Consider the following 9,794-nt stretch of genomic DNA (forward strand, 5'->3'; position numbering starts at 1 on the left):
GCCCGCTGTCGTGCGTACGGCAGCGTGGAACGTCACGGGAACGGGTGCGGCACCTTGTGCAGTTCCGCCTCCGTGAGGTCGTCCGCGCGCCACCCCGCCCTGCGGAACGCCGTCCGCATGCGCGGCATGTGCAGCGCGCGCTGCCGCGACCAGCCGAAGTCGATGGGCAGCAGTCCCGGCACGATCACGCACACCGTGCGCAGTCCCAGCGCCTCCTGCTCCGGCGACGTCTGGTCCACGACGATCACGTCGTACCCGGCGCGTACCAGCTCGTCGCGGCAGTACCGCACATCGTCCAGCAGCTCCGTCGAGCGCGGGCCCTCCGCCCGCCAGGAGCGGTAGACCTCCTCCTCCGGCCGCGCCGTCATCGGCCGCAGATAGCGCTGGGCGTGCTCGGCCATCTCCGGAAGGGCGAACAGCGCCGCGTGATCCCGCAGTTGGAGCACCTTGTGGTAGTCGCGGGTCATGGCGACGGTCTCCTCGCGGCGCGTGCTGACGCGCAGCGGGAGTTCCGGGATGTAGGTCAGCGTCTCCGAGACGGCGGCGCGCACGGCCGTCGCCGGGTCCATGCTGGCCCCGGCCGCGAAGGACAGCGCGCCGTCCCCGCCGTCGCGCCGCACCGCCACCGCCGTGGCCACCGGTACGCGCAGATCGACGCGGTTGTCGAAGACCCGTACGTCGTATCCGTGCAGGTCCGCGCGGTCCACCATGGTGCGCAGCTCGATGTCGGCGGTGCCGGAGATGTCGATTCCGGGGAGTTCCGCGCCGCCGTACCAGCCGAGCAGGAACGCGTCCCGCTCGATGAGTTCGAGCATGCCGAAGAGGACGGCCTCCTCCAGACTGCCGCCGCTCGCGCAGCCGTTGGAGCACTCGAAGACGAAATTGTCGCCCTCCGCGCCCGAGCTGTAATAGGCGAGCCGGGACGGCACGAGGATCGGGCGTTCGTCGCGCAGCGAGTACCCCCACACCCACGGGATGCGGCGGGCGGGGTCGAAGGGGATGAGCATGGGGTCGTGCTCGTACGTGCGCGGGCCGTACATCCCCACATCGCGCGGGTCCAGCGCGCGGTCCGCGACCGTCTCGTACGCCTCTACGAGCACGTCCTCGCGGTGCCTTCGGCGGGTGCCCGCGTAGCGTTCGAGCCCTTCCAGGAACGCCAGATTCCGGCTCTCGCCGTACGAGTTGGCCTGGCCGCTCCACGTCAGGTCGGTCAGCCCGGCGTGGCCGCGCATCATGACCCGGCCGGAGACGGGGGCGGTCGTCGGCGACATGACGTTCATGGCGGTACCGGTGCCGAGCACCCCGCAGACCGGGTTGGCGAGCGCGTCGGCCGGCAGCCCGTACGACTCGGGGCGGCGCAGCCGGTACGCGGCCGGGGACGGCTTCGTACGGGAGGTCAGGGCCATGTCGCGCGGGCTGTCGTCGCGGGTGCCGTGGTCCGCGCAGCTGGGGCACAGCGGGTCGGCGAGGAGCGGGAACGTGCGTGTTTCCAGGGTGCGGAGGTCGATCCGTGTGACCCGTGGGGCCCCTTCGCGCCTCTCTGAATCCACCGTCGCCGCGTGCGCCAGCCACACCGCGTCCACCAAGTACTGCGTGAGTACCGGCCAGGCGCCGTCGGCGTGCGGGGGCGCGCCGAATTCCAGTGCCTCGCGCTCGTACTTGGGGCGCAGCCGCTGCCAGCGCATGGCGAGGCAGTGTCCGCAGCCGGGCGCCCCCTCGGCCCCGCCCCCGCCCCAGGGACCGATCAGGATCGCCTGCGGCGTCACATGCACCGTCGCGCGGGCGCGGTCGGCGGCGAAGGGGTCCCTGCCCGGGTCCAGCGCGTCGGCCGTGCCAATCGGCACGACGGTCGGCCCACCGGTCTCACTCGCTACCGGCCCAGCGGTCCCCCGCGACCGCCGTGCCAGCATCGCGCCGAGCTCGGCCGCCACGGCGGCGGGGCCCGCCAGCGGCTTTGCCTCTACGTCAGCCACCGTCATGATTCCTTGCTCCACTTGAACGTCTTCGCCGCCAGCAGCGCGAACACCGCCGCGAACACCAGCAGCCCCGCGCACGGCACGAGGAGGGACGAGGCGCCCTTGGTGCCGGAGAGGACGTTGGTGACGCCCTCGTTCATGTAGCGCAGCGGGAGGATGCGGGAGAAGCCCTGGAGCCATCCCGGCGACGAGCTCATCGGGAAGAACGAGCCGGACAGGAACGCCATGGGGATCATCACGCAGTTGGCGATGGCGGCCACCGCGTCCGGCGAGTTGGCGTACGTACCGACTATGAGGCCGATGCTGAAGAACGCGAGGATGCCCAGCAGCAGGACCGGCAGCGCCAGGACGACGCCCTGGGCCGTGACCGTCAGACCGAAGACCGGCAGCGTCGCGATGGCGATGAACACGGCGGCCTGGACGACGCCGATGCCGAGTACGACCACGAAGCGGGACGCCATCACGGTGAAGATGCTGGTCGGCGTGAGCCGTACGAGCCTCAGCACATCGCTGCGCCGCCAGTGCATCAGCGTGTAGGCGACGCCGAACAGCGCGCCGTTGCCCACGCCCCAGGCCATCACGCCCGGCGCCATGAAGTCGATGACGTGGCGTCCGCCGGGCACGGACTGGCCGCCGAAGAGCAGCCCGAACACCACGATGAAGATGAGAGGGAAGGCGAAGGTGAAGAAGAGGGAGGTCTTGTCGCGTACGAACGCCCGGTAGTGCGCCTGGGTCAGCGCCGTGTAGCCGCTCATGCCTGGTACTCCGTCCCGGTCAGTTCGAGGTAGACGTCCTCCAGGTTCGCCGTCCGGGTCTGGACGTCCTGGAGTTCGGTGAGGCCGCCGACGGCGGCGAGCACCCGGCCGACGGCGCGGGTGGTGATGACGGTCGAGGGGCCGTCCGTGGCCACCTCGTCCGCCCCGTCGAGCCCCTTGGCCTGCTCGGGGGTGAGCTGGGCGGTGGGGATCACGACGCGGGTGGGCGCGTTGAGGCCGCGTACGAGGTTGGCCGGGGTGTCCAGGGCGATCACCTCCCCCGCGCGCACGAAGGCGACGCGGTCGCAGAGCGACTCGGCCTCCTCCATGTGGTGGGTGGTGCAGATGATGGTGCGCCCCTCCGTCTTGATCTCCCGCAGCACCTCCCACAGATTGCGGCGCGCCTGCGGGTCGAGGGCGGCGGTCGGCTCGTCCAGGAAGATCAGTTCGGGCTCGTGGGTGAGCGCGGAGGCGATGGCGAGCCGCTGCCGCTGGCCGCCGGAGAGGTCGTCCACGAGGGTCTTGGCCTTCTCGGTGAGGCCGACCATCTCCAGCGTCTCGCGGGCGCGCTTGCGGTCGCGGCCGTACAGCGCGGCGACCGTCTCCAGGTGCTCGGCGGCGGTGAGCCGGACGAAGAACGCGGACGCCTGCGTCTGCACGCCGATGCGCGGCAGCAGCGACGTGTCGCGCGGCCAGGGCGAGCGGCCGAGGACCGACACCGAGCCGGAGTCGGCGCTGCGGAGCCCCTCCATGATCTCGATCAGGGTGGTCTTGCCTGCGCCGTTCGGGCCGAGGACGCCGAAGAACTCCCCTCGCTCGACGGTGAAAGAGACGCCGTTGACCGCGTGGACATCGCCGTACGACTTGTGCAGTCCCTCGACGGCTATCGCGGGTCCGGCGGCGGGGCCGGAGTCCTCCTTCATGGAACTCCCTCCTTTTCGGTGTGGGGTGATCAGTGATCTTTGGATCCGTCGCCGCCCTCGGGGCGGTTCGTCAGCAGCGCCTCTAGCCGCGCCGTGTAGTCCTCGAAGGCCCGGCGGCCCCGCTGGGTCAGCGATACGTACGTGACCGGGGTGCGCCGCCGGTGCGCCTTCTCGACGTGGGTGTATCCGGCGTCTTCGAGCTTGCGCAGATGGGTGGAGAGGTTGCCCGCGGTCATCTCCAGCAGTTCCTGAAGGCGGGGGAAGGTCAGCCGGTCGCCGTCGGCGAGGCCGGAGAGGGTGACCATGACGCGCAGCCGGGCCTGCGCGTGGATCACCGGATCGAGCTCGGGCCAGCCCTCGTTCATGGCCGCGCTCCACCGGACGGGCGGCGCAGCGCGTAGTAGAGGGCCAGGGCGAGGAGTCCGCCGCCGCCCGCCAGGGAGAGGACGAGGAAGTTCCCCGGCACTCCTGCCAGCACCCCGACCACGGCGCTGGCCAGCAGCCAGACGCCCAGCAGGTACTGGGCGCGGTCCTGCCAGAGCATGCCGCCGGCCAGGTAGAGGACGCCTGCCACGGTCAGCGAGGAGCCGGTCCACAACAGGGTGGTGAGGTCGGCGTCGAGGCCGCCGCGGGCGAGGGTGAGGTTGACGGTCGCGAGCGCCAGGAAGGCGAGGGCCCAGCAGGCCCCGTACATCGCGCCGGTCGTACGGGACGGGCCGCGCACCCCGCGCCCGGCCCGTACGCCCTGCACCACCGGCACCACCATGGCGGCCAGGCAGAGCACGACCAGGACGGTGGCCGCGCCCCACATGGGCAGCGGGGCGGAGGGGCCGCCGGGGGCGGCGAGGTAGCACAGGCCGAAGCCGATGAGCCAGGCGGCGCCCCAGCCCGCGAAGATCGGGGCCGGGTTCACGCCCCTGCGGCGGAGCAGCCGGCCCCGTTCGCTCTCGATCAGCGCCAGGGAGGCGGCGGGCGACAGCGGGGCACCGCCGTTGTCCGGTCCCGCCACCGCCGCTGCCGGGGCCGACTCCCGAGGGGCGCTGGGGTCGTCGTCGCTCACGTGCACTCCACTTTGTGATGCAAAGTTCCTGGTGCGACAGAGTACCTCCTGACCCACTCCGCTTTCGCGTGTCGCACACGCCCGCCCTGCCCCGCATCAGCCGGCCCCGCATCAGCCGGCCGCAGCCTGGGCGGCTCTACGGGCCCGCCCCGCCAGAACCCGTGTGACAACCGCCCGCCCCAGCGCACCCACGAGGACCACCGCCAGCAGCCCGCCCGCGATGTAGCGGCCGTACGGCTCGGGCGTCCACAGGACGATCAGCCACAGCACCCCCGCCGTGAGCGCCGCCGCGAGGAGCACGGACCCGACGGCGTAGCAGAGGTGGATGATCCGCATCCGCCTCGGGTACGGGCCGGTCTCGTCGCCGCGCCCCAGCAGCCGCCGGCCGAACAGCCGCGCGTAGCGGTAGCTCTCGGTGGACAGGTCGGTGACGTTCAGGGCGTGGCTGAGCATCACGTAACCGTCCAGGTTCGGCACGGGGAGGTAGTTCACCAGCCCGCGCAGGCTGCCGAAGAGGAGCAGCGCGGCGAGGCTGTCGCGGGTGACGTCGTCGGGCGGGAACCACATCCACAGCGGGAAGAACGGCAGCAGGAACACGAGGTTCGCCACCACCCCCGCCGCCGCCGTCGCGATGCGCTGCCGACGCGGGCCGAAGAGCATCGTGTCCTCGGTCTTGCAGTACAGATAGGCCATCGGCGGTCGCCAGCGCAGGCCCACCTCCGAGGCCCCGCCGCCGAAGTGATAGGACGTCAGCCCGTGCGCCAGCTCGTGCAGCCCCGAGCTGAGCCACAGCAGCCCGACCACGATCATCGCGAGGTCCGGGTGGCGCCACAGGGTGTGCGCCTGGTGGAGCAGCTCGGGAATGCGCGCGGCGAGCACGACCTCCATGGCGATGACCACGGCCAGCAGCGGGATCAGGACGTACGGCGCGTACAGGTGCCGCAGCCATCGGTACATGCGCCCCAGCAGCGCCGACGGGTCGCCGAACACGAGGTCCGTGCCCATCGGCCGGTATCCCCGCCTCCGCTTCTCGGGCTCGGCGGCGGGCTCCGGCTCGGGGGCGGGCTCGGGCGGCGGGTTGCCGACGAGCAGGCGCCGGGCGGAGAGCAGCCCGAGCAGCTGCCGCCACCCCGGCTCCCCCAGCCGGCGCCCGAACCGGCCCGCGTACTGCGCGCCGATCTCGCCGAGCGTCTGCTCGCCGTCCAGCCGGGAGATGACGAAGTGCTCCTTGGCCCCGACCTCGTAACTCCGGTTCACCCGGCGGTCCTTGATCAGATGCAGTACGCGCGGGCCGCGCGCCAGCCCCGGCCCGACCACGATCTCCGGATGCCGGGCCGGCCGCAGCTCCAGCAGCGGCGACGGCGCGGACTCCGAGGGGGGCGCGGTCATCAGGAGGCCGCCTCGGCGGATTCCGGCAGCGGCTCAAAGCCCTGCACCGGCCCGGAGTCCCGCACCGTCTCCGAGTCCTGCGGCGCGCCGAAGTCACGGGGCGAGCCGGAGCCCTGGAGCGGACCGAAGTCCTGCGGCGGCGCGGTGTCGCGCAGCGACCGGGCGAGGACGTACGACAGATACGCCTCGTCGCGGATGGTGACGTGCAGCCGGTTGTTGGTCATGTGCATATACGGGGACAGCAGGATCTGGAGGGCCTGGTCCGGGTCGGTGACCGTCTCCTGCCGCTCCCCGCCCCAGGCGCGGAACGTCAGGTCGCCGTTCACCGCCAGCCGCACCGCCTTCTCCCGCAGCTCGGCGCAGTGGTCGGCCCAGGTGCGCATGAAGCCCGGCAGCTGGTCCGTCGCCCCGGCGTCGTACGCGCCGCGAACCGTGTCGAACCGGCCCCGTACGCCCTCGGCCACGGACTCGTACGTACGGTCGTACACGCCGCCGGAGATCAGGTCGGTGCCGGAGAACGAGCGGTACCAGAACTGGTGGTAGCGCCACAGGTAGTCGGCCATGGCGTCCCGCTCGCGCAGGAAGCCCGTGGTCATCACCATCATCAGCTGCGAGGCGAAGCCGAAGAGCACCGTGCGGACGTGGACGTTCGTGGTGCGCATGGCGTCCATGACGAGGTCCGCCGAGTGCTTGAAGTGCCACTCCGCGAGCTCGACGCCGGCCGGGCCGCCGTACTTGCCGTACTCCGGCGCGTACGGCTCCCAGCTGAAGGTGTTGATCGGCCGCAGCCGCATCCGGCCGTCCTCGCCGAGGTAGGGCTTGCGCTCCTCGTCGCTGAACTCCAGGTCGAAGAGGGAGTTGTACAGCTCGCGGTAGAAGTCGGACTTCACCTCGTACAGCGCGGGCCGCTCGCGCAGGAAGGCGCCCACGGCCTCCTCCGCTCGGGCTCTGACCTCGGCCTCGGCGGCCTTCGACACGGGCTTGAAGCGGACCCGGATGTGCGGGCCCTCCAGCCAGTAGTTGAGGAAGAAATAGCCGGTGACCAGCCCTTCCTCGGTCAGCCGGTCCAGCAGGGGGCGGATCGCCTGGGTGAGGATCGGCCGGGTGGAGCCGGTGTAGAAGACGTGCAGCGCCTGCCACTCGCCCGCTTCCGCCTCGGGAACGGGCCGCCCGTCGGGGGTCCGGGTCTCTACGCTCTCGGTCACGTCAGCTCACCTGGTCCTTCACTCGGTCCTGCTCTCGGTCCTGCTCACGGTCCTGCTCACGGAAGGCGGGTTCCTCGGCCGGTCGCCTCGGCGAGGTGCGGGTCTCGACGACCATTTCCGCTACGTGCCTGCCGTCCGGCGACGTCACGCGGGCGTCCTCCTCGCCGGGCAGCGCCTCACGCAGCACGACGCGCGCCCCGGCCTCCTTCAGCCGCGTCTCGAAGACGGTCAGCGAGAGGTAGCTGTCGAAGTCGACGTACTGCGGCTTGTCGTTGGCGAGCGGGCCGGGGCCCTCCTCACCCTCCTCGGCGGCGGGGGCCCGTACGGTCGCGAAGACCTGAGCGGGCACGCCGTGCCGCTGCCGCCAGCGCTGCCAGGACAGATACCACTCGGCGTCGGAGGTCTCGGGCGTACGGGCGGGGAGGGACGCGGCCGACGCCGACCAGCTTCGGCGGCTCACCACGACGCTGCCGTAGCGGACGCGGGGCCGCGTGGTGACGGCGTTTTCGGCCGACGCCTCCTCCTCCGGCACGCCGCCCCAGAAGTCGACGGCGGGCACGGAGGCGGGCGACAGCAGGAGCAGGGCACGGGGCACGTCCGGCAGGGCCATCGCGACGAGGTAGCCCAGGTAGACGGGGACGACCTCGCGGTCCAGCCGCTCGGAGCGCAGGACGAGCCGGTCCTCGGCCGCGTCGTGCACGACGTAGAGGTCATCCAGCGGGAGCTGTTCGGCGGGCGGCGCGGAGCTGGTCTCGCCGGGGCAGACCACCTCGTAGTCGGTGAGCCGGCCGTGCAGGTTCAGGTTGGTCGTGGCGTGGCCGCCGGTAACCTCGGCGAAGACCGCTCCGCGCGGGTGGGCTGCGCGCAGGTCGCGGCGGACCCGGCCGGTGAGGCCGCCCTCCGCCGCGTCCGGAGCCCCCTCGAAGCAGTGCGTGAAGCGCGAGAACGGGAAGCCGATGCCGCCCCAGGAGCGGTTGAGCACGGCCAGGTCCTCGCCGTCGCGCCGCGCGGGCTGGAGGAAGTGGCTCAGCGGCTGGAACCCGGTCTGGGCCGGGCCCAGCTCGCCCGCCACGGCGGCGAGCGAGGCGTCGTCGAGCACCAGCTCCTCGGCGCCTTCCTCGCGCGAATCCCACAACTGCCGCATCCGCGCTATGAGTTCGCGTCGCGCGCGGTCGATGGCGGTAATGCCGGGCGAGTCGAGCCAGTTGTCCAGCTCGACGTAGTCGCCGGAGTCGTTGAACGGGCGGCGCTGCGCGCTGATCCGCGCGTACTGGTCGAAGATGTCCTCGTGGAAGTCGTAGACGAGCTTCAGCACGTCGTCGCAGCGTCCGCCGGGGCCGAAACGGGCCGTGAAGAACGCCTTGAGCAGCAGCCGCTGCGGGAGCGTGACGTCGAAGACCGGCAGGACGCGGCTGAGCGTCCGCAGCGATTCCCCGACCGTCTTCTCCCACCCCTGGCGCTCCCACACCAGCGGTTCGGCGGCGGCGCGCGAGTCCTCGTAGACGAGGGTCTGCGGAAGGGCCGGTGCGCTCGCGCCCAGCTCCTCCTGTATCGCGCCCAGTTCCTCGCGCAGTTCGGTCAACAGCCGCCTGCGCTCGTCGAGTTCGGCGTGCGGGTAGCGGGCGAGGAGTCCGGCGGGGCTGTCGAGCCGGTCCGCCAGCCGCCGCCCCCAGTCCGTGCCGAGGGCGCGGACCGCGTCGCGGAAACCGCCGAGCGGGTCGGGGCTCTGGTTGGTGACGCTGAGGCCGGGCACCTGGAGGAGGCCGAGCCGCAGCAGAACGGAGAGGAAGCGGTCGTAGTCGGCGGGCGTGGCCTCGCCGTCGGCGCTCAGCTCGTCGACCAGGTCCCCGTAGCGGATGGTGGGGCGCTGCCCGAACAGGGCGAACAGCCGCTCCAGGGTGCCGCCCTGCTTGAGGAAGAACAGGCTCTCCTTGACGGCGTCGAAGCTGACGGTCGCCTCGTCGTCCCCGGCAGTGACCTTGCGCCGTACGTAGCGGATGCGGTCGGCCTCCATCCGCCAGCCGGTGACGAGGGTGACGGGCAGGTCGGCGCGGTGTCCGTCGTTGTCGATGACGAGGTCGGCGAGGCGGCCGATCACCGCGACGTTGAGCCGGGGGTGGTCGCTCCACTCCTCGTCGATCTCCCCGCCGAACGCCCCTGACCCGTCGCCGTCGCGGAACTCGCCGAGGGCCAGCCCGGTGAAGGTGGAGAACGGGCTCGTCTTGCACGCGGTCCGGTACACGTACTCCAGCAGCGAGCGCTCGATCCTGCGCTGGCGCTTGGTGAGCGCGGCGGCCCCGGCGCCCAGGTACGCGCCGAGGTAGCGGTCGAGCGACGGCGAGGCCAGCACGAGGCCCTGCCGCAGCCGGGGCTCGACGGCGAGCGAACGCAACTCCCCGCGTCCCGTGGTGAGTTCGCCCGCGAGGATCGCCGGGCCGCAGCCGACGAGGTCGGCGAGGGCCTGCCGGTCGCGCAGCCACTCGGCG

General features: G+C 72.1%; 8 protein-coding genes. All 8 read right to left on the reverse strand.

What is annotated here, in order from left to right; genetic code table 11:
- Positions 1 to 32: 32 nt before the first annotated feature.
- Positions 33 to 1,979, reverse strand: a complete 1,947-nt coding sequence (locus ACFU99_RS20545) for a TOMM precursor leader peptide-binding protein (RefSeq protein WP_384394011.1) — start codon at positions 1,977 to 1,979, stop codon at positions 33 to 35.
- Positions 1,976 to 2,731, reverse strand: coding sequence for an ABC transporter permease (locus ACFU99_RS20550; protein ID WP_384394013.1), 756 nt, complete (start codon positions 2,729 to 2,731; stop codon positions 1,976 to 1,978). Before ACFU99_RS20550 ends, ACFU99_RS20545 begins: the two co-directional genes overlap by 4 nt.
- Positions 2,728 to 3,654 (reverse strand): ABC transporter ATP-binding protein, encoded by a 927-nt coding sequence (locus ACFU99_RS20555; RefSeq protein WP_384394015.1) that lies wholly within the window; start codon positions 3,652 to 3,654, stop codon positions 2,728 to 2,730. The genes ACFU99_RS20550 and ACFU99_RS20555 overlap by 4 nt, the downstream gene beginning before the upstream one ends.
- A gap of 29 nt (positions 3,655 to 3,683) precedes the next feature.
- Entirely contained in the window at positions 3,684 to 4,019 is a 336-nt protein-coding gene (locus ACFU99_RS20560; protein WP_384394018.1) for a transcriptional regulator, read from the reverse strand.
- Positions 4,016 to 4,714, reverse strand: coding sequence for a hypothetical protein (locus ACFU99_RS20565; RefSeq protein ID WP_384394020.1), 699 nt, complete (start codon positions 4,712 to 4,714; stop codon positions 4,016 to 4,018). Before ACFU99_RS20565 ends, ACFU99_RS20560 begins: the two co-directional genes overlap by 4 nt.
- A gap of 111 nt (positions 4,715 to 4,825) precedes the next feature.
- Complete coding sequence (locus tag ACFU99_RS20570) at positions 4,826 to 6,103, reverse strand: M50 family metallopeptidase (RefSeq protein ID WP_384394023.1); 1,278 nt, start codon at positions 6,101 to 6,103, stop codon at positions 4,826 to 4,828.
- Positions 6,103 to 7,308 (reverse strand): lantibiotic dehydratase C-terminal domain-containing protein, encoded by a 1,206-nt coding sequence (locus tag ACFU99_RS20575; RefSeq protein WP_384394025.1) that lies wholly within the window; start codon positions 7,306 to 7,308, stop codon positions 6,103 to 6,105. Before ACFU99_RS20575 ends, ACFU99_RS20570 begins: the two co-directional genes overlap by 1 nt.
- Before the next feature lies 1 nt (position 7,309).
- Positions 7,310 to 9,794 (reverse strand): lantibiotic dehydratase (locus tag ACFU99_RS20580; protein WP_384394028.1); only part of this gene is annotated, 2,485 nt, incomplete at its 5' end.

Source organism: Streptomyces sp. NPDC057654 (genome assembly GCF_042800135.1).
GTDB lineage: Bacteria > Actinomycetota > Actinomycetes > Streptomycetales > Streptomycetaceae > Streptomyces.